Origin of the sequence: Candidatus Phaeomarinobacter ectocarpi (genome assembly GCF_000689395.1) — a bacterium.
GTDB classification, from domain to species: Bacteria; Pseudomonadota; Alphaproteobacteria; order CGMCC-115125; family CGMCC-115125; genus Pyruvatibacter; species Pyruvatibacter ectocarpi.
In genome coordinates, this window is the sequence record NZ_HG966617.1 from 2,822,802 (window position 1) to 2,843,919 (window position 21,118).

Here is a 21,118-nt window from a genome sequence, read left to right on the forward strand (position 1 = left end):
TGCTTATTGGGGGGATGTACCAGATGCGCAAAGTTGAAGACCTGAAGGTCAAGATTTTCGCCGACGGCGCCGATATCGATGCGATGCTCAAGCTCGCAGAAAATCCGCTGGTTAAAGGCTTCACCACCAACCCGACGCTGATGCGCAAGGCTGGCGTTGAGGATTATGCGGGTTTTGCCCACAAGGTGATTGCGGCCATCCCGAACCACCCTCTTTCGTTTGAGGTCTTCGCTGACGATATTGTCGAGATGGAAGCACAGGCGCTGGAAATTGCCTCATGGGGCAAGAACGTCAACGTCAAGATCCCTGTGACCAACACCAAGGGCGAGTCGACGGTTCCTGCCATCCGCGCGATTTCAGCCAAAGGCGTGCAGGCGAATGTGACTGCTGTCTTTACCCTGGACCAGGTGCGCGAGATCACAGACGCACTGGACGCCGACACCCCCGCCATCATTTCAGTCTTCGCCGGCCGCATTGCTGACACGGGCATCGACCCTGTGCCCGTCATGGCCGAAGCTGCCAAGATCATGAAGTCAAAGCCCAAAGCTGAACTTCTGTGGGCAAGCCCGCGCGAACTCCTGAACATCTATCACGCTGAAGACTCAGGCAGCCATATCATCACCGTGGCGCACGATATTCTCGGCAAGCTTGGCCTCATCGGCAAAGACCTGGACGAGTACTCGCTGGAAACAGTGGACATGTTCTACAAGGACGCCACTGCGGTTGGGTACACGATCAATACAAGTTCCAAGGCTGCGGAGTAACAAGCAGCCCGGCCGCACTGCTTAACAAATGACAGAGCGCGCCTGCACTCATCCTTCTACAAACGACTTGACGAAAGAACGGGGACTATTGTGTTCAAGAATGTGCTTGTGACCGGCGGTGCCGGCTATGTGGGAAGCCTGCTGGTACCGCAGCTTCTGGACGAGGGCTACAACGTGACTGTCTACGACATCATGTTTTTCGGCGACGATTTCCTGCCCAAGGACAACCCCAATCTGAAGATCGTCAAAGGCGACATTCGCGAGACGGACAAGCTGGCAGAAGCCTTCAAGGGCATTGATGCGGTCATCAGCCTCGCCTGCATCTCCAACGACGCAAGCTTCGAGCTTGACCCCAACCTCTCCACCTCCATCAACATGGATGCCTTCGAGCCAATGGTCGTCGCGGCCAAGAAGGCCGGCGTCAAGCGCTTCGTCTACGCCTCATCTTCTTCCGTATACGGCATTTCAGATTCACCCAACGTGACCGAAGACCACCCGCTCGTCCCGCTGACCCAGTACAACGAGTACAAGGGCAAGTGCGAGCCGCTGCTGTTCAAGCATCAGGACGACGACTTCGTATGCGTGACCATCCGCCCGGCCACGCTGTGCGGCTACGCACCACGCCAGCGCCTGGACCTGTCTGTGAACATCCTGACCAACCACGCGGTGAACAACGGCAAGATCACGGTGTTCGGCGGCACTCAGAAGCGCCCGAACCTGCATGTGGCAGACATGTGCGACCTCTACTCGCACCTGCTGAAGGAAGAAGACGCCAAGATCGCCGGCGAAGTCTTCAATGCAGGCTTCCAGAACATGTCCATCATGGAAATTGCTGAGCTGGCCCAGAAGGTCGTTCAGGAACTCTTCCCTGAAAAGGGCGAGATCGAAATCGTCACAACACCAACGGACGACAATCGCTCCTACCATGTGAACTCTGACAAGATCCGCAAGCAGCTGGGCTTTGAGCCAAAGCGCAATGTGGAAATCGCGATCCGCGATCTTTGCCAGGCGTTCAAGGACAACAAGCTGCCAGACAGCATGACCGATGACTTCTACTTCAATGTGAAGCGTCTGAAAGCCATGGAAGCCGCATGAGTAAGAAGCCTGTCGCTGTTGTAACCGGTGGAGCGGGCTTCATCGGAAGCCACATGGTCGATCTGCTCGTTGACGAGGGCTTCGAAGTCCGCGTCATCGACAGCCTGATCGGCGGTCGCGAAGCCAATATCGAACATCACGCCAAAAATGACGTGACCGCTGAATGGCGCGACATCCGTTCGCTTCAGCCCGGCGACAAGCTTTTCTCGAACGTGGACTACGTCTTCCACTTTGCCGGCATTGGCGACATCGTACCGTCAATCGAGCAGCCACTTGAATACATGTCCGCAAACGTTCAAGGCACGGTTCACGTGCTTGAAGCTGCGCGTGCAGCGGGCACACTGAAGAAGCTGGTCTATGCCTCTTCATCCTCCTGCTACGGCATGGCGCAGACGCCGACCCGCGAAGACCATCCCATCGAGCCGAAATACCCCTACGCCCTGTCGAAGTATCAAGGTGAACAGGCGGTGTTCCACTGGCACGAGGTCTACGGCCTGCCCGTCAACGCGGTGCGTATATTCAATGCCTACGGCACCCGCTCGCGCACGTCCGGTGCCTATGGCGCTGTGTTCGGCGTGTTCCTGCGTCAGAAGCTGGCCAACACCCCCTATACGGTCGTTGGAGACGGCACCCAGAGCCGCGACTTTGTCTATGCGAGCGACGTTGCCAATGCGTTTTACCTCGCCGGTATCTCAGACACTGTGGGCCAAGCCTACAATATGGGCGCTGGCAACCCGCAGTCCGTGAACAAGCTCGTTGAGCTGCTGGGCGGCGAAGTCACATACATTCCAAAACGTCCCGGCGAACCGGATTGCACCTTCGCGGACATCACCAAGATCACGAAGGAACTAGGGTGGAAGCCCAAGGTGTCCTTTGAAGAAGGCGTTCAGCGCATCGTCCAGAACATCGGCTATTGGGCGGAAGCTCCCCTGTGGGACCCGGACTCGATTGCCAAGGCCACAAAGACCTGGTTCGAGATGCTGTCGCCTGAAGAAGAGTCAAAGAAGAGCTAGCCCGGACATGGTTGAGAATAAGTACAAAGCCAAGATCAAGACCCTAGAAGAGCTGGTCGATGCCATTGGTGCGCGCCCGCGCAAGCAGAAAGTCATCATGTGCCACGGCACCTTTGACGTCGTGCACCCTGGTCACATCCGCCATCTGATGTATGCGGGCGGCAAGGCGGACATTCTCGTTGCCAGCCTGACCGCAGACGAACACATCAAAAAGGCCAACTTCCGTCCTTACGTCCCTGAAGAGTTGCGCGCACTCAACCTCGCTGCCCTCGACATGGTCGACTACGTCATCATCGACAAGAACGAAGCACCGCTGGAAAATCTCAGCCGCATCCAGCCGGACTACTTTGCCAAAGGCTATGAGTACGTTTCCAGCGGCCTTCCACCGAAGACCCAGGCTGAAAAAGACATTCTCGACAGCTATGGCGGGGAGTTCATTTTCACGCCGGGCGACATCGTCTACTCGTCATCGCGCATCATTGAAGCCGCGCCACCCAAGATCGGCGCCGACAAGCTTCTGTCCTTGATGGAAGCCGAAGGCATCACCTTCGATGACCTGCGCAATACGCTCTCCAAAATGAAGGGCGTAAAGGCGCATGTGGTGGGCGACACCATCGTCGACACCTACACCTACACGGCCATGATCGGCGGCCAGACCAAAACACCAACAATCTCGGTTCGGTATGAAGGCCAGGATGATTATGTTGGCGGCGCCGGGATTGTGGCCAAGCACCTCAACGCCGCAGGCGCAGACGTGACCTTCTCAACCGTGCTGGGCGACGACAAGTGGCGCAGCTTTGTGATTGATGACCTGCGCACCGCAGGCGTGCACATGCGCGAAGTCATTGATGAGACGCGCCCGACAACCAACAAGAACGCCATCGTCTGTGCAGACTACCGTATGCTGAAGGTCGACACTCTCGACAATCGTACAATTTCAGAGGCCATCGTCGAGAAACTGGTGGATGCCATCAAGACAGTCGAAAGCGACTGCGTCGTTTTCTCCGACTTCCGCCACGGCATTTTCAATAAGGCGACAATCCCAACACTCAGCGCCGCCATTCCCGACGGCATGTTCAAGGTTGCCGACAGCCAGGTCGCGAGCCGCTGGGGTGACATTTGTGAGTTCCAAGGCTTTGACCTGATCACGCCAAATGAGCGCGAAGCACGCTTCTCGCTGTCAGACCAGGACAGTGTTGTCCGCCCTCTGGCTCAGAAGCTGTATGAAGAATCCAAGGCCAAGAACCTGATCCTCAAACTTGGACCGCGCGGCCTGATTGCCTATCGCCCAACCGAAGACAGGGAAGACGTTCGGTCGTTCTTTGCTGTCGACACGTTCGCCGACGACGTGAAGGATGCCGTTGGCGCCGGCGACGCGCTGCTGTCCTACGCAACCCTGGCCCACGTAGCTGGTGGGTGCGAGGTGTGCGCAGCCGTGCTGGGCGCAATGGCAGCCGCTGTTGAATGTGAGCACGACGGCAACATCCCGGTGACGCCGGAGCACGTGCTCGAAAAAATCAACAAGAGCGAACAACACGCCACATATCAAGGTTAGTACGGCGACCACCACAATCCGTGTGGCCGTTCACGAGGAGTAAGCAGGCATGAAAGTGATCGTCGTCGGGCTTGGTGTTCAGGGCCATAAGCGCCGCCACCATGCAGGGGACGATTTCGTCGCCACGGTTGATCCTGTTAATCCGGATGCGGACTACAAGACTATTCAGGACGTGCCCTTGGGCGACTATGACGCAGCCCTGTGCTGTGTGCCGGACGCACCCAAGATCGACCTGCTGACTTACCTGTTTGAAAACGGCAAGCACGCCCTCGTCGAAAAGCCGCTCTTTGCAGCCGACGACGCTGACCTCCTGAAACTGGAGGCACTGGCACAAAAGAACAATGTTGTTGCCTACACTGCCTATAACCACCGCTTTGAGCCGCACTACGTGGCGATGCATGACCTGATTGCCTCCGGCAAGCTGGGGCGCATCTATCATTGCCGCATGTTCTACGGCAACGGCACGGCGCGCCTCGTGCGCGACAGTGCATGGCGCGACAAGGGCTCAGGCGTGTTGCCGGATCTTGGATCGCACCTGCTCGACACAGCCTCGTTCTGGTTTGGCGATCTGGGCGACGACTTCAATATCGTCTCCTCCAGCAACTACGAAAACAAGGCACCCGACCATGTGGTGTTTGCGTCAGGCGAAACCCGTCCGAAGCTCGAAATGGAAATGACGCTGCTCATGTGGCGCAACCATTTCACGTGCGACATCTTTGCGGAAAACGGCACCGCCCACATTACGTCCCTGTGCAAATGGGGCCCGTCCACCTTCACCACCCGTATGCGCGTTCTGCCCTCGGGCCGTCCGCCAGAGGAAAGCAAAACGCTGGTGCAGGAAGACCCCACATGGGCTGCTGAGTACGCCCACTTCAAAGGTCTGGTGACCTCTGGTGCCAAGACCAGTCTTGCAAACGACATTTGGCTGAACCGGCTGCTCGGCAAACTGAGCGCGGAAGCCCTTGAGAAAGTGAGCCGATGACATCGACCGACACGCTGCCGGTCATCGGCTTTGCCGGCATGACCCATCTGGGCCTCAACTCCGCTGTCGGCATGGCGGAAAAAGGCTTCAACGTTGTTTGCTTTGACCCTGACGCCGCGCTCATCGGACAGCTGGAAAAGGGCGAGATGCCGGTCCTGGAGCCGGACCTGCCTGAACTCGCCGCCAAGAACAAAGACAGCATCACCTATTCGAGCGACCTCACCATTCTCGAGCGCTGCGATGTGCTCTATGTGGCGCCAGACGTGCCCGTGACCGATGACGGTGTCAGCGATCTCGCAGACCTCGATGCCTTGCTTGAGAAAGTCATTCCGGCCATTCGCGAGGACGCGGTGCTGGTCAATCTCAGCCAGGTGCCGCCCGGCTTTACTCGCGCCCGTACGCGGCCCGGCCTCAACATGTTCTACCAGGTCGAAACGCTGATCTTCGGCCGCGCCATTGAACGTGCCCTGTATCCCGAGCGCTACATCATCGGCTGCCCGGATCCTGACGCACCCCTGCCGGATGCCTTCCGCAAATGCCTTGAAGCCTATGACTGCCCGATCCTGCCCATGCGCTATGAAAGCGCCGAGCTTTGCAAGATTTCGATCAATTGCTGCCTTGTTGCGTCCATCAGCGTGGCCAACACCTTGTCAGAGCTATGCGAAGGCATTGGTGCCGACTGGTCTGAGATTGCGCCCGCGCTCAAGCTGGATCGCCGCATCGGCCAGTATTCCTATCTGTCCCCCGGGCTTGGCATCGGCGGCAGCAATCTGATCCGCGACCTCATTACCGTCACGCGCTTTGCCGAGGAAACCGGCAGCGACGCATCCGTGATTGCCGCATGGATCCGCAACAGCGCCTACCGCAAGGAATGGGCGCTGCGCACGCTGCACGAGCGCGTGCTGTCCTCCATGGATGATCCGCTGGTCGCAGTGCTGGGCCTCTCCTACAAGGAGAACACCCACTCGACCAAGAACTCGCCCGCCTTCGCCATGATTGAAAACCTGCACCCTTACCGGGTTACGGCCTTCGACCCCGTGGTGAAAACGAGCGCTGCCCCTCACCCGGCCCCTATTGATGCTGCTGATCCACTGGACTGCGCCAATGGTGCTGACGTGGTCTGCATCATGACCCCATGGGATGATTTCAAATCCATCGATCCGGCCAAATTGGCAGACGTCATGGCAGGCAAGTGGGTCCTTGACCCTTACCGGGTGCTGGACGCCAAAGCCTGCTCCAAAGCGGGCCTCTCATATCTCACTCTGGGGGTGTCTGATGCTTGAGCACCTGAACGCATCTCCCACAGCGCCAAGCCGCGTGGTCATTCTCGGCCGCGAAGGCTTTGTTGCCAGCACACTGGCAGCCACGCTGGACGCTGCTGGCATCAATCACCTCGCCCTGGGGCATGCCGAGCATGATCTGACAGCTCCAGCCGCCGCCGAACAGATCGCCGCCACCCTCGAGGAGACCGACACGCTGGTTTTTGTCTCAGCGATCGCCCCCAGCCGGGACGCGGCTGCCATGGCAACGAATATGCGCATGGTTGATTCGGTTGCGCAGGCGGTGTCCACCCGCCCCGTCAGCCACCTCATCAACATCAGCTCAGACGCGGTCTATGAGGATGCAGCCCATCTGGTGCATGAGGGCCTGGCCCCGGCACCCGGCTCGCCCCACGGGGCCATGCATCTGGCCCGAGAGATATTGCTGTCCGCTGCCATGAAGGGAGCAGGCGTGCCCCTGGCTCACCTCCGCCCCAGTCTCCTGTATGGCGCCGCCGACCCTCACAATGGCTATGGCCCGAACCGCTACCGGCGTCAGGCTCAGGCGGGGGAAACCATCACATTGTTCGGCGAAGGCGAGGAAAAGCGCGACCATGTGGCCATTGAGGACGTAGCCGCCCTCATCTCCCAGGTCATCCAGTACCGCTCAACCGGCATCCTTAATGTCGCCACGGGAACCTCACGCTCCTTCCGGGAATGCGCGGAATTGGCCGTGGAAATCGCAGGCAAAGGGGGTGTTTCAGGCACCCCGCGCCAGAACCCGATTACCCACCGGCATTTCGATGTGACGGCTCGGCTTAAGGCCTTCCCGGCATTCAGCTTTATCGATTTCGACGAGGGATTCCGAAAATCCTTCAACCGGGTTGACTCATGATGGCGGCGTGCCGATTGTGCGCCGCAATGTTACCGCCCACCGCCTTCTGCGGACGGGTTTTTGGGGGATATAGGACGTGAAAACGGCTCTCGTTATTGGAGGCGGCTTTGCAGGCTGCGCCGCGGCTCACCAGCTCCAGCTGCAGGGCGGCTGGGACACCACCGTTGTTGAGGCAGCACCCTTTCTGGGGGCCGGTGTGCGCACCCAGTATTATGGCGGCCACCCCTATACCTTCGGCCCACGTCACTTCCTGACGCCATGGCCCCACGTCTATGAATTCCTCAATACCTACGTGCCCATGCGCCGCTGCGCAGACCATCAGTTTCTGACCTATGTGTCAGACGATGAGCAGTTCTACGGCTACCCGATCCACGCGGACGACATTCCAACGATGCCGGAAGCCAACCAGATCGAAAATGAGCTTTCTGCCGTCAACATGAGCGCCATCCAGCGCCTTGATAACCAGAAGCTCGCTGAGATGACCCGCAAGGACGTGCGAAACCTCAACAACGCATCGCTGGCCACAAATTTCGAGGATTTCTGGATCAACTCCATCGGCGAGACCCTCTATCGGAAATTCGTCGACAAATACTCCCGCAAGATGTGGCAGATCGACGATAATAAACAGATCGATGACTTCACCTGGTCCCCCAAGGGCGTGACTGTGAAGGAAGGCGGCCGTGCCGCATGGGATACTGCGATCTCCGCCTATCCGATCGCCTTCAATGGCTATGACGACTACTTCAAGATTGCGACGGAAGACGCCAAGGTTCATCTGGCGACGCGTATTACCGACTATGACATCCCCAACAAGACGGTGGTGATCGACGGTGAGAAGCGCACATTCGACATCATCGTCAACACCATCTCGCCGGACCATTTGTTCGAGCAGTGCCACGGTGAATTGCCATATGTTGGTCGCGACCTGCACACCATCGTATTGCCGGTCGAATTTGCTCTGCCGGAAGACGTGTACTTCATCTACTTTGCGGGCGACGAGAAGTTCACCCGCATCACCGAGTACAAGAAGTTCACGCTTCACAAGGCGCCAACGACGTTGATCACACTCGAGATTCCGTCAATGACGTCCAAGTACTACCCAATGCCGATTGAATCTGAAAAAGCCAAAGCACAGAAGTATTTCGACGAGATGCCAGACGGCGTGTTCTCCGTCGGCCGTGCCGGCAGCTACCTCTACAATGTGGACATCGACGACACGCTCGATCACGCCATGAAAGTTGCAGCCGACCTCAAGTCGTAACCATCCAGCCGGGTGTGACCGGCACCCCGAAGTCTCAACGGGTCTGAACTAGAAAGAATTTTCCATGTCCGACAAGAAAACCACGCCACCAGTTGCAATTGAGCCCAGCCTCGACGAGCCGTGGGTCAACCTTGGCAATGCCGACAGCCACAAGGATTGGGGCCGCGACGAGGAAATTCAGTACAACCAGACCAACCGTCAGACAGAGAAGGCACACTTCTATCGCAAGACCTTCGACTTCCTGACCGACAACCGCGTGCATGGTGACTATCACGAGTTCGGCTGCCACCGCTGCCGCACCTTCCGCATGGCGCTGACAGAAGCCCGCCGGCACAACCTCGACAACATGCAGTTCCACGCCTTTGACAGCTTCGAAGGCCTGCCCGACCCCACCACCGATACGTCAGTGGAAATCTGGAAGAAGGGCGTGCTCACCACAACGGAAGAGCAGTTCATGGGCATGGTCAAAGACCACGGCATGTATGTGGACAACGTCTCGACCATCAAGGGCTACTACGACGACAGCCTGACAAAGGACCTGCAGAAGCAGTACCTCGATTCAGGCCGCAAGATTTCCCTCGTGAACATCGACTGCGACCTCTACGAGTCAGCCGTTCCCGTGTTCAACTTCATTGAGCCGCTCCTTCAGGAAGGCACGGTCATCTACATGGATGACATGTTCGCCGGGTACAAAGGCAGCCCCAAGAAGGGCGTCGCCAAGGCATTCCTCGAATGGCAGGAGCGCTCACGGTGGAAGATCGTCCGTCACATGGACATTTCCTGGTGGGGCCGCTCCTACATCGTCTATCTCGACAAGACCGGCGTCGACGGCGTCATCTAAATCCGTCTGGCCGATCAGGAGATCATCGATATGAGCGACAAAGAAACAGTGCACTTCTGGGACAAGATGCTCCCCGACCAGCACGAGCACACCTACCACTACTCCGGCGACAATTACGCAAAGGCCCTCTACGAGGTCATTGCATCCTCAAGCGGCATTCCAAACCCGCATGAGACATTCAAGCTTGAGCACACCGACATGTTCACCGTTGAGGAAATGGCCTCAAACCCGGTCAGCATGCGCTTCTTCGAGTTCCTGATTGCCGTCGCGGGCATCAAGCGGGTTCTTGAGATCGGTGCCTTCATCGGCGTTTCGACCATGAACTTCGCCAAGTCGGTTCCAGCCGACGGCAAGGTCGTATCCATCGAGAAATTCGATCACTTTGCAGCCATTGCGCGCAAGAACTTCGAGCTCAACGGCCTGTCAGACAAGATCGACCTGCACGAAGGCGACGCTTTCGAGGTCATCGACAGCCTGCCCAAGGACGAGAAGTTCGATCTGATCTTCGTGGACGGCAACAAGGAACGGTATCTGGACTATGTCCTCAAGACCGAACCCTTGCTCAACTCCGGTGGCATCATGGTCGTGGATGACTGCTTCTTCCACGGCGACGTCGCCAATGACACCCCCGTCAACGAAAAGGGTGCCGGTACTAAGGCGTTCATGGACTGGGCCGCTGGGCAGGACAGCTGGTTGCGCATCGCCCTGCCGCTGGCAAACGGCATCTATCTGATGGTGCGCAAATAGCGTTCTTCGCCTACCCTGTCATTCAGGAGAGGTGAAAAGTGGCAGACAACTCAATCAGATCAGCGCTCGTTAATGGTGCTGTTATCGCAGGCACATTCGTTGTTGGCTTCGCGTTCCTGGAAGTGGGACTACGCGTCGTCAACGGCGTGCCTGCGGCGCCGTGGTCTGACTGGCGCACCCAGTATGTCGTTGCGCAGAACGAAAGTTCTTCCAATCGATATGACGAGACCCTCGGCTGGGTCCTGCGCGACAATCTCACATCCCCCAACATGAATACCATTGAGCACGGCATCCGCATCAATGGTCCCGACACCGTCCTGACCAAGGGTGCCGTGCTTGCCGCCGGCGACAGCTTTACCGCTGGCTCCGAAGTTGGCGACACGGAATCCTGGCCAGCGCACCTGGAAAGCAAGCTTGGCCGTCCAGTCATGAACAGTGGTGTGGGTGCTTATGGCACGGACCAGATCGTCCTGCGGGCCGAACAGCTCATGGACATCCTGCAGCCTGAGATCGTTGTGCTCAGTTTCTTCGACCAGGACATTCTTCGGTCCGGATATTCCCGCTATGGGGAAAACAAGCCATACTTTGTGGACACGCCCGCCGGCCTTGAACTGAAACATGTGCCGGTCCCCGCGCCGTCTGAGAACAAGGCAGATGACCCTGACGCCGGCATTACGGACAATCTGTACCTTCCCGCGGTTGTCCGCTCTGCGGTCACCGGCAGCCCAATCTACTCACCGCCTGGCTCAACCTACCGCAAAATCGTCAATGATCCTGTCGCGGTCTCCTGTGGGCTTCTAAATCGCATAAAGAAGCAGACAGTCGAGGCAGGGGTCCATCTGCTGCTGGTCCTCCAGTATGGCGGTCAGATTCATCACACACAGTCGCCACGCCCCGGTCACGCAGAACTGGTCATCGAATGCGCAACGTCACTGGGCATCCCTGTTGTCGATGAGTTCGACAGGATTCGGCAAGTGTCCAATGTCAGCTCCGAAGACTTGCGTGCCCTCTATGTCATGGGTCCCGGAGACGCCAATTTCGGGCACATGTCGTCAGCCGGGAATGCCCTCGTAGCCGGACTAATTGCCGACGCCATCAACGACCTGCCGCCAGACCCAAGCCCGCTCAACGAAACCGCCGGGTTTGGACCATCTGTATACACAGTGCCGCTCAACGACCTGCTTTCACCCCAGATGCAGACATTGGACATTACCCAATACAGCAACGGTCTTGTGGATGTGGGCGCCCTGTGGTGGGGACAGGAGGGATACACACTCTCTGCCAAGGGGCCGACCGGCGAACACTATTTGAGCCTGCCTGCCCTGACTGATCTGGAAGCTGGCCGATACGAAATCGAGGTCGAATTGCGCGCCGGGTCAACGGATCGCGTCCGTCTGCAGTTGCTGCATTCCGCTACCACAGGCGTTCTGGCGGACATTGATCTTGGGAACAACCATGCCGATCTCACCCGTCTGGGGCCAGTGCAACGTATTGGCGCGTCGGTCAAAGATGCAGACCGGGGCAGCGACTGGAAGGCCGTGAACTTCCACGCCGAGTTTCCAGCAGGCGACGTCCGCATCCTCATTCAGTTTCTGGATAGCACTGGCAGCAGCAACTTGCCCGGAGACGGCACCAGTTTCGACATTGCGAACATCAGGTTGAATGGTTTTGTTGCTGATTAATCATCCATCAGGTTCGGGCACCCAGAAAGCGAATGCATGTGCGGCATAACAGGCTTCGCAACCGGCACGCATCTGTCATCTGACGACACACGCACCCTTCAGAGGATGACAGAAGCGCTCGTGCATCGCGGGCCTGACGCCGACGGCACGTGGAGTGACGCAGAAGCAGGCGTTGCATTTGGTCACCGCCGACTGTCCATTGTCGACCTGTCCAAGGCTGGTGCACAGCCGATGCATGATGCATCCGGCCGTTATGTCATCACCTACAACGGCGAAATCTATAACTTCCCGGCGCTGAGAAAAGATCTCGAAGCTGTCGGCGTAACCTTCCGCGGACACTCCGACACTGAGGTCCTCATTGAGGCCTGCGCGCACTGGGGAACTGAAGCCACTCTCAAGAGACTGAATGGCATTTTTGCGTTCGGGCTCTGGGACCGTCAGCAACGTAGCCTTACGCTTGCGCGCGATCACATCGGCATCAAACCACTTTACTGGGCCAAAACCGGGTCAACACTTCTGTTTGCCTCTGAACTCAAGGCGATGCATGCACATCCACAGTTCAACACGGCCATCAACCGCGACGCCGTGGCGGCGTTCATGCGGTTCAATTACATACCTCAGCCACACTCCATCTATCAGGACGCCCACAAGCTTCCACCAGGCTGCTATCTCACCTGCGACCTGTCAGGCGGAGTGCCGTCAGAACCCGTCATAAAGACCTACTGGGATGGGTTGGAAACTGCGGAACAGGCGGCAGCAGACCCCTTTACCGGGTCCCCTGAAGAGGCCGTCGAACAACTCAGCGACCTTCTGCATGACGCCATCGGCCAGCAGATGGTATCGGACGTGCCGCTCGGCGCATTTCTGTCAGGCGGCATCGATAGCTCAACCGTCGTGGCTCTCATGCAGGCCCAAAGCAGTCAGCCGGTCCGGACCTTTTCCATTGGCTTTTCAGAAGAAGGCTTCAACGAGGCGCACCACGCTGCCGAAGTTGCCAAACATCTGGGCACGGACCACACCGAGCTGTACCTGTCATCCAGAGACGCTCTGGATGTCGTCCCCCACCTCGCGGACATGTATGACGAGCCCTTTGCGGACAGCTCACAGATCCCGACCTATCTTGTATCCAAGCTGGCCCGCGAACACGTTACGGTGTCGCTCTCCGGTGATGGCGGAGACGAACTGTTTGCCGGATATAATCGCTATGTCTGGGGTCGAACCCTCTGGCGCACAATCCGCACGCTCCCCTTGCCGATGCGCCGGCTCGTAAGCCGCAGCGTCCGCGGTCTCTCGCCTGCCCGGTGGAACCAGCTCATGAGCCCGATCCCTGACAGGATCAAACCCGGCAACCCCGGCGACGCCCTGTACAAGCTGGCATCTGTCGTGGAGCTCGATGGCCCCGGCGCCATCTATCGGCGGCTCGTCTCAAACTGGATGTCGCCGGAAGACGTTGTGCAGCAGAGCACCGAACCGCCCGGCCTTCTTTGGGACGAGACAATGCGTGAGCGGTTCAAGGAACCGATCAGCCGCATGCAGGCCACTGACCTGATGACCTATCTGCCCGATGACATCCTGACCAAGGTGGATCGCGCCAGCATGGCGACCAGCCTGGAAGCACGCGTTCCCTTGCTTGACCCGCGTCTGATTGAATTTGCCTGGCGTCTGCCGCTGAACATGAAGTTGCGCGATGGCCAAAGCAAATGGGCGCTGAGACAGGTCCTGTATCGCCATGTCCCCCGGTCTCTTATTGATCGTCCGAAAATGGGATTTGGCGTGCCCGTCGGAGACTGGCTACGTGGGCCCCTGCGTGACTGGGCGGAGCACCTGCTCGACGAAAAACGGCTCCGGGAGCAGGGCCTTTTTGACCCCACAATCGTAAGAACCCACTGGGAAGACCATCTCTCTGGCCGCCGCAACTGGCATTACATGATGTGGAGCGTCTTGATGATGGAAGCCTGGCTCGACCGCTGGGACGCAAAATAGCGCCTAGTCTCCGGTTCCCAGCATACGATCAATCACATAGACCGCGTGCGGCCCCAGGGCCAAGGGGCCACTGACGACTTTGCTCTCACCGACAAAGATACTGCCCTGCTTGCTGGTCACCGCATGGGATTTTCCAGAGACGCAAACCACATCGCTCCCTGACAAAGCACGTTTCAGAAGCGGGTGATACCCATCCGTATCCTGATGATATTCAGCGACCATGTGATCCTTGAATATCCGCATCCGTGCGCGCGGCGACTCCACATCAAACAAAGCGTCGTCAACGTCATGTCCAGCTGCTTCAACGCCGCCATCACTTGGCAACAGGACAATGCTGCCGCGACGCCCCCGTGCGACTCTGGCCGCTTCACCTGAGTAAACAGACAGGGCAATAAGCTTTGCTGCCGTATTGCACCCCAACTGGCGCGCTCCAAGCCAAAGCCGGTTCGCTTCACGACTGGCCGCGGCTCTGCGGATGAACAGATCAGACGCAACTTCGGCCGCTTGCCATTTTTTCTCTGTGACCGGCGCAAAATGCCATCGTATCTTGTGTGTGACGACGAAATCATTCACCGGGCTGTCATAGGCCAGCCACCACCCTCCAACATCCACCGGATCGGCTTTGCGAGGCGTGGTGTGCCACGTGAGGTCCGTCCCCAGAGGCGCAAGACTGACAGCAAACAGATCGTCGCTGTCATCAAGGAAGCAGGCTTCACCCGGTTTGAACTGTCGGGATGGCAGCGCAACAGCATTCAGCTGGGCCTTCGACGGATTGAACAGGAACATCTCTCGCGCCAGAACGCGCAGCAGCATGCCTTCATCTTTTACCGGCCAGAACATCATTTCCGGATGGATCGGGAAGTAGTCGCTGTCCCGCAAATAGGCGGCCATCAACGGATGGAAAGAACGCACGCACAGCGTCACCAACTCCGACCCGCTGATTTCAAGCGAATGAACCCCGGTTGCGCGCAGCGCCAGAATGTTCTTCTCAAACGTACGGTCTTCCGCGCGCAGATAGGTCATGAAGATGGCCTGATAGCCCTCTACCAGCTTCTCTCCAACGGTTTTGAACGCGTTTTGAGACCAGGCCACATCCGGCGGCAAAAGCATGATCAGCGATTTGGACGCCCGGGCCTGCTCGATACCGAGGGTCCATGCCTTGTGATGCGCTGCGATGGGGTTGGAGAGGTCGACGTTCTTGAAGAGAGTGACATTGACCTTCATGTGCCGACGCATTTCCTGAATGATCGGAGCATCATTCAATCGGTCGAAGTCTTCAGCACGGGTATAAATCAGATAGGTAACATCAACCTGCTTGGACAAAGCAGGCATGTTATCCGGGGCCAGCAGGGTGGGGATGTTCATTTCCAGCAGCATCTTGGTGTGCCAGTCGCCCCAAACGGCAGTCACCATCATGAGCTTGGGCCGAGCAGCCGTCGGCTTCTTCGTAGTAGCGGTCAAAACGGGTCCCCATTGCTTGGCCTGAATGCCACTTTCTCTAGACCTTTCGATTGGCACACGCTAGTGCAATAGTCACACTCGTCCAGCCTCTCCATGAGCTTTTCGCCGCTCATACACCAAATTGTAGTTCCGCCAAGTCAGCGTCCAAATGGCCATCATCGTCAACCACCAGAACGACCAGTCTCCCCTTGATTTCGCTCGGGGACCTTCAGAGCTGGCCGTCCTCAAAAACGCACAAAGCGCATTTGGCACCCTGCCGAACGATGCCCAGTTCGACGTGCTCAGTTCGATTTCCGCCACAATGGACACGGCCGGAAAGCCCCAGGTTGAGGGCAAGGACAGGCGGGCCGCAGCGCCAGACCCAAATGTCTTCCACCCCCGCGGCAGCCACAAAAAGGGGGAAGCGGCGGCATGCGAACTCCTCATGAACATGGTTCGCCTGACATGGGTGGACAAACCTCTTCGCACCCACATCGACCCGCAAGGGCCCGGGAGGATCCAGGGCCACATTGACAGGGCAAAAATCGAGCTGATTGACCGCTTGAGAGAAAAAGGATGTTACGAGGAAGCGATTGGCGAGCTAGCAGACCTGCTCCCGGACATCGACTCGACGGCGTTTCTGGGTCCCCTGTTGCGTTTGTCCCGAGATCTGGGCGCAACGCACAACGTCATCAAGAATGCCCAGCAGAAATTCGGTGCCAAAGCCCCCACAATTGAGACTGCGGGAAAGATGTCCCTTCCAGGCGGGAACAGGATTGGACGCTCCGCCCAAAGTATCCAGCGCGGCATTCCGTATCAGTTTGCCGGCGCAGCCAAGGGTCAGGAAGCGTTACACGAAAGTGTTTTCAAGTGGGCAAACACCGACCAGGCTCCCAATGGCCTTGCCAACATCGTCCACGAGCAGGCGCGCCAGGGATCAACAGTTGCACGCATCTTGATTGCCGAAGCCGCCTTCCAACGTGGCAAATACGCCATGGCGAAAAAGTACTTCTCGTCACCGGACGTTCGTGAATTGCCAATCACTCTGGTGCACCGACGCCTAGGCGAACTGGCGCTGCAATCTGGCGACGCCCGCCTCGCTGCCACGCATTTCGAAGTATCGTTCCTGATACCCAATCAGGATTGGCAGACCGCAAGTCTGCCGAAAGAAAAAACACGACTGGTCGGACGACTTGCAGACTACTACTTCATCTATTGGTTTGACGGCCAATACATGGCGGTGCCGCAGGATCGTCCCATCCGTGGAGTCACCCGCCTTGGCGGCAAGGCCGTGCAGCTCTTTGAGCGCAAGATTGCGTACAACTGGGACCATGCAGCCTTGGCATACGCGGTGGAAGCACGCCGAAAGATCTGGGAAAGACTGTTTCCCGAGAAAATCGAAGTTCCAACGATCATCGTTACACCCAGAACCCCCATCCGTGCGAGGCTTTACCGGGTACTGCTTGGCGTAAGGTACGCAATTCCCGGGCTCTCGCGCGTCCCGCTGCGAAAAGTTTCAGCACCGGTACTAGACCCAACCAAGCGATTGGCGAAAAGTTTTGCCAGACAGGTACCCCGCCCCATCAAAGACGCGTTCCTCCAAGTGAAGCGCGCATTGGGGTGGCGGCCGAACCCACGGGTGATGATCCGAAACTCTATCACCAAGGCCAAGCCGCACGCATTCAACGCCGCGCTTTACATGTATCGCTCGGTCGCAGCGCCGATTCTCATTTTCATCCTACGCGGGCGGGTCATTCCGGAAAGTCTGTGCGCGGACAACCTCAATGACCTTGTGAACAAGCTACCAGCAATACCCAAGACGGCCCGCAAGGCAGGACGCTAGGACACCCATGACCAGCCTGCGCCATCGCATAACTGAAGCGGCCAAAAATCTGCCTGGAATGCTGCGGCGGATTGCGCCTTCCGCCATCATGGTCACAGTCGCGTTTCTGGTCGGCTTTGTGTTCATGGAAATTGCTGCACGGGCAATCAACAATGTGCCCATCTTGTCGGCCAAAAACTGGGTGGCAGAAGCGCTGGAAGCCGGCACCGAAAACCTGACAAGCGTGTATGACAGTACGCTTGGCTGGAAAGCACGTAAGGACATGCGTCGGGTTGGTGATTCAGCCAACCACCCAGCAGCACCCGACTTCAGCAAAGTCACGGTGACAACCAATTCTCAAAGCCTGCGGATGAACTCCGCAAGGACACCCATCCGTGAGGACGCACCCAAAGGCGCCATTTTTGCCGTTGGCGACTCTTTCACCTGGGGATCAGAGGTCAGCGACCACGAGACGTACTCAGCGCATCTGGAAAGCATCTTGAACCGCCCGGTTCTCAATGCGGCCTATGGCGGATGGGGCCTGGACCAGATGTATCTGCGTTCCAGGGAGTTGGTGCCTGACCTGAAACCGTCGCTGATCATCCTGAGCCCCCTGTCAGACGATCATCTGAGAAATGCGTTTCGCCGATACGGACGGGCCTTCAAGGGATACTACGACCTGACAGACGACGGAGGATTGGAACTACGAGGCATACCTGTCCCTCGAAACTCAGCCGCAGCCCGTGATGTAGGCGACCTGCAATCCGTACTGGGGCACTCCTACTTCATCTTCTGGGCGATGCAGATTCTCGGCCAGCAGGAGATGTGGGTGAACCGCAATCTGCTGACAGATCAGGTCCATAGCTTCGAGGAGTCTGTTGAAATTTCCTGCAGATTGTTCCCCAGATTTCAGGCCCTGGCAGCCGAGCACGGCGCAGACCTTCTATATGTGCAGGTCTATGGCGGCAACGAAGTGCTCCAGGGCGAGCGGCACTGGTACTCAACACAGGGGATAGAGTGTGCCCGCAAGGCGGGCATCACAAGTATCGACACCTATGATGCGTTTACGGCCGTCCTTGAGCGAGAGGGCAAAGAGGCCCTGCTTACGCATTACAGCATTTGGAAAGATGGTCGCATTGGCCATATGAGCTCAAAGGGCAACCGCCTGGTGGCGTCAACCATTGCTGACGCCTTGAAGGCAGAGTAAACGCCCGCGCACTCTACGCCAGATCGCGGTCCATCTGATCCAACGTGGCCGCTGGAGGACGCTGGAACAGCTGATCCATGGACACATCGCGGGTCCATTCATCACACACCGCAACATCATCCTGCCCAACTGGATTGCCCGCTGCCTGCAACGCTGCCAGCAATTTGTCGAAGGAAGCCCGGTCGCTGGGAAATGCGCGGTAAGCTCTGAAGCTCGCCCGCGCCGCGTCCAGCGCAGTGGCGGCATTCTGGGCAAGCTGCCAGGCGCGGTGTTTATTCGCCGCTGCCCGATACGCGTGGTGCAGACGGGTCCCGATGAGTGCATCCGAAAACGCTTTGTCATCATCGCTGAATTCGTGGCGCCACTGGGCGTGCTCGCCAGACCGGAAATGCGCCATATCCTGAGCAGCGGGAACGCGGACGGAATCATCCCCCACAACATTGTGGTAGGACATGACCCGCGACAGATACCCTGCGGCATCCTGTTTCAGATCATCCGTATACGCAAAGTCAAACTCAAGTCCGGGATAGTCATGGGTAAACGCGCCCCACCATCCCTCAATCCAGTTGATGGCGCGAGGCAGGTGAACCCGGACCTGGAAAGCCAACTGTTTTTCATGCGGCCAGCTGTGATAGTCCTCCGGCACAAACTGAAATTCGGTGTGCAGCTGCCTGAGATCCTCGCCTGCCTTGCGAATATGATAGGTCATGGAAATCGTCGCATCTCGCGGCTCACGCATGAGGACAGTCATGCGCGAAAATCCAGCTTCCTGTGCCGTGCGGATGTTGTAGTGGCTCGCATGCATATGCACGCTGACCGAATAGCCACCGCGCACATACCGGCTCAGACCGGAGCCCCGCAAAATCTGTGCATCAAAGTTGCCCGCGGAAATCAAACGGCGATCTTCAGGGTAGTAGCCGGTGCGCATGGTGGTCATCAATGACGCGTCGCTGTAAACGTCCGGCGTGCGCAGCCCGGCCATCTTGGCAAGCGCATTGTCCGTGAAATCCGTACCGCTCTTGGGCAAGGAAACGAGAAAGACGCTGGAGCGTCCAGCCTGCTTGGTGAATGGCAGTTTCATCAGTCAAAATCCCTAGGCCAAAGTGCCCTGTTCCGCGGTCTTTGTATCAGCGCCGGTCAAACCACGATCTCCCAACGCGTCAAATATGCTCCGGGCAATCGTCGCGCAGAAAGCGTCCGTGTAGTGAACCGTATCGACATACAGCGCGTCTGTGCTTTGGTCCTGCAGGTCAGCAAGCCAAAGGAAATTCTTGTTGTCACGCAGCGGCGCATGAGAAGCCAACACCTCGGTCACTTCCCCGGAGCGTTCATGGCCCTGAAGGCCAAAGTGGCTGGCTAGTGCAACATGATTGTTGAGGTCATAGCCATATGACGGTGTCGGCTGCCAGGCAAAGAGAAGGGGCATGCCAAACTTTGCGCAGATGGACTCTGCAATTCCCATATTGGTCTTGTAGCGCTCGACGATTTCCGTCTTCTGGTCATCCGTAAGCGGATCATACGCCGCCGTCGTAAGGGGCGATGCGGCACCGCGCTGGGCAATGGAACTGGCGATCACGTCAAACAGCCGTGATGAAGGCAGTGTCGCAAAGAACTTCTGAAACAGGTTCCACTTTGGCCGACTGCGCATGCGTGAGCGGGTTTCAGCCGCCACCTCTTCATTCATTTCCACAACAGCTTGATGAAACAGGCCATAGGTAGGCGGTAGCCCATTGAAGAAGTAGGAATCATTAATGCCGTCGAGGAAGATCACGAGATCAGGGCGGCGGCCCTCGCGCAGCAAATTCTGGAACAGCGTAATTTCCATGGACGAGAAAAACGAGCCACGCCCGAAATTATAGACATTCACGCGGCGTCCGCTCTGCCCGGAGGCATTCATCAGGTCCTGCAGCTTGCTTGGAATGGTCGTCCAGTCCGGCCCCACCGCCAGCGTGGTAGACCCACCAAAGAAGAACACATTGAAGCAGTCATCAGCGGGCGGCCACGGCGCCTTCTCTCGGTTGTGCCGATAGCCCTGCGGCGCATAGTTGATGAAACTGCCTTCCCGCCCGGGATGCTTGAATTCCGAAAAGGGTTCGTGCTCATAAATGTTGAGTTCGTGCTTGGCGTATTCAGCGAAGAATGCGCCCGTTTGATTTTCCTCAACGGCAAACCACGCGGGAACGTATTTGGCCAATTCGCCCTCGAACCTGGAAATATACGAGTAGCGCTTGCGCTCCTGAGGCGTTGCCACAAACCGCGGGAACAACCGAAAGGCAATCGCCGCAGCCAGATTGAACACGACAAAAAGAGCGCACAGGCCTGTAAACAGAATGGCGAGCGTTTCAATCACTGGATGGCCCCCTCGGCCGAACACCTAAACCCGCCGACTTTCAAAAGCCGGTCACGCAGCAACCTGCTACCAGAGCGGATAAATGTCATTTGGGTTTGCAGACTTTGACGCCTGACGGCGACGCACGGCACGCCAAATTCCAAAACCAACGCCCGCGATGGCGACCACACCCAGCAAGATCAACGTCCAGTCCATCGTGTTTCGCCTCCGCATTTGTTGGTC

The 21,118-nt window shown here is 57.7% G+C and carries 17 protein-coding genes; 14 read left to right on the forward strand and 3 right to left on the reverse strand.

Features of this window, described 5'->3' with window-relative positions; translation table 11 throughout:
• The first annotated feature begins 23 nt into the window (after nucleotides 1-23).
• The 12 genes from BN1012_RS13505 (at nucleotide 24) to asnB (ending at nucleotide 14,077) form a co-directional block, all read left to right on the forward strand.
• On the forward strand, nucleotides 24-764 hold the full coding sequence (locus tag BN1012_RS13505) for a transaldolase (RefSeq protein ID WP_043951111.1): 741 nt from the start codon (nucleotides 24-26) through the stop codon (nucleotides 762-764).
• 90 nt (nucleotides 765-854) lie between these two features.
• A complete protein-coding gene (locus tag BN1012_RS13510) occupies nucleotides 855-1,859 on the forward strand; it encodes an NAD-dependent epimerase/dehydratase family protein (RefSeq protein ID WP_244442903.1) in 1,005 nt (334 codons plus the stop codon).
• A complete protein-coding gene (locus BN1012_RS13515) occupies nucleotides 1,856-2,872 on the forward strand; it encodes a GDP-mannose 4,6-dehydratase (protein WP_043949998.1) in 1,017 nt (338 codons plus the stop codon). The genes BN1012_RS13510 and BN1012_RS13515 overlap by 4 nt, the downstream gene beginning before the upstream one ends.
• 7 nt (nucleotides 2,873-2,879) lie before the next feature.
• A complete protein-coding gene (locus BN1012_RS13520) occupies nucleotides 2,880-4,427 on the forward strand; it encodes a PfkB family carbohydrate kinase (RefSeq protein WP_043949999.1) in 1,548 nt (515 codons plus the stop codon).
• A 49-nt stretch (nucleotides 4,428-4,476) separates the two neighbouring features.
• Complete coding sequence (locus BN1012_RS13525; protein ID WP_043950000.1) at nucleotides 4,477-5,409, forward strand: Gfo/Idh/MocA family protein; 933 nt, start codon at nucleotides 4,477-4,479, stop codon at nucleotides 5,407-5,409.
• A complete protein-coding gene (locus BN1012_RS13530; RefSeq protein ID WP_043950001.1) occupies nucleotides 5,406-6,692 on the forward strand; it encodes a nucleotide sugar dehydrogenase in 1,287 nt (428 codons plus the stop codon). The genes BN1012_RS13525 and BN1012_RS13530 overlap by 4 nt, the downstream gene beginning before the upstream one ends.
• Entirely contained in the window at nucleotides 6,685-7,563 is an 879-nt protein-coding gene (locus BN1012_RS13535; RefSeq protein ID WP_043950002.1) for an NAD-dependent epimerase/dehydratase family protein, read from the forward strand. The genes BN1012_RS13530 and BN1012_RS13535 overlap by 8 nt, the downstream gene beginning before the upstream one ends.
• A 76-nt stretch (nucleotides 7,564-7,639) precedes the next feature.
• The gene (locus BN1012_RS13540) at nucleotides 7,640-8,824 is read left to right on the forward strand and encodes an FAD-dependent oxidoreductase (protein ID WP_043950003.1); all 1,185 of its coding nucleotides are present in this window, start codon (nucleotides 7,640-7,642) and stop codon (nucleotides 8,822-8,824) included.
• A 64-nt stretch (nucleotides 8,825-8,888) separates the two neighbouring features.
• On the forward strand, nucleotides 8,889-9,665 hold the full coding sequence (locus tag BN1012_RS13545; RefSeq protein ID WP_043950004.1) for a class I SAM-dependent methyltransferase: 777 nt from the start codon (nucleotides 8,889-8,891) through the stop codon (nucleotides 9,663-9,665).
• Nucleotides 9,666-9,695: 30 nt separating this feature from the next.
• Nucleotides 9,696-10,412, forward strand: a complete 717-nt coding sequence (locus tag BN1012_RS13550; RefSeq protein WP_052535348.1) for an O-methyltransferase — start codon at nucleotides 9,696-9,698, stop codon at nucleotides 10,410-10,412.
• A 38-nt stretch (nucleotides 10,413-10,450) separates the two neighbouring features.
• Nucleotides 10,451-12,094, forward strand: a complete 1,644-nt coding sequence (locus tag BN1012_RS17080) for an SGNH/GDSL hydrolase family protein (RefSeq protein ID WP_052535350.1) — start codon at nucleotides 10,451-10,453, stop codon at nucleotides 12,092-12,094.
• 36 nt (nucleotides 12,095-12,130) lie between these two features.
• Nucleotides 12,131-14,077 carry an asparagine synthase (glutamine-hydrolyzing) gene (gene asnB, locus BN1012_RS13560; RefSeq protein WP_043950005.1) on the forward strand — a complete coding sequence of 649 codons (1,947 nt, stop codon included), beginning with the start codon at nucleotides 12,131-12,133 and terminating at the stop codon, nucleotides 14,075-14,077.
• 3 nt (nucleotides 14,078-14,080) lie between these two features.
• On the opposite strand, the gene BN1012_RS13565 is transcribed toward asnB, so the two are convergent.
• The gene (locus BN1012_RS13565) at nucleotides 14,081-15,538 is read right to left on the reverse strand and encodes a fasciclin domain-containing protein (RefSeq protein WP_145973474.1); all 1,458 of its coding nucleotides are present in this window, start codon (nucleotides 15,536-15,538) and stop codon (nucleotides 14,081-14,083) included.
• Between the two features lie 148 nt (nucleotides 15,539-15,686).
• Between BN1012_RS13565 and BN1012_RS13570 the strand changes: the two genes are divergently transcribed.
• Together BN1012_RS13570 and BN1012_RS13575 are read left to right on the forward strand one after the other, a co-directional pair.
• The gene (locus tag BN1012_RS13570) at nucleotides 15,687-17,360 is read left to right on the forward strand and encodes a hypothetical protein (RefSeq protein WP_043950007.1); all 1,674 of its coding nucleotides are present in this window, start codon (nucleotides 15,687-15,689) and stop codon (nucleotides 17,358-17,360) included.
• Nucleotides 17,361-17,367: 7 nt separating this feature from the next.
• Entirely contained in the window at nucleotides 17,368-18,546 is a 1,179-nt protein-coding gene (locus BN1012_RS13575) for an SGNH/GDSL hydrolase family protein (protein ID WP_043950008.1), read from the forward strand.
• 13 nt (nucleotides 18,547-18,559) lie between these two features.
• Here the strand turns inward: BN1012_RS13575 and BN1012_RS13580 are convergent, their stop codons facing one another.
• Nucleotides 18,560-19,627 carry a hypothetical protein gene (locus BN1012_RS13580; protein WP_043950009.1) on the reverse strand — a complete coding sequence of 356 codons (1,068 nt, stop codon included), beginning with the start codon at nucleotides 19,625-19,627 and terminating at the stop codon, nucleotides 18,560-18,562.
• A 12-nt stretch (nucleotides 19,628-19,639) separates the two neighbouring features.
• Nucleotides 19,640-20,896 (reverse strand): SGNH/GDSL hydrolase family protein, encoded by a 1,257-nt coding sequence (locus BN1012_RS13585; RefSeq protein ID WP_043950010.1) that lies wholly within the window; start codon nucleotides 20,894-20,896, stop codon nucleotides 19,640-19,642.
• Between the last annotated feature and the right edge of the window lie 222 nt (nucleotides 20,897-21,118).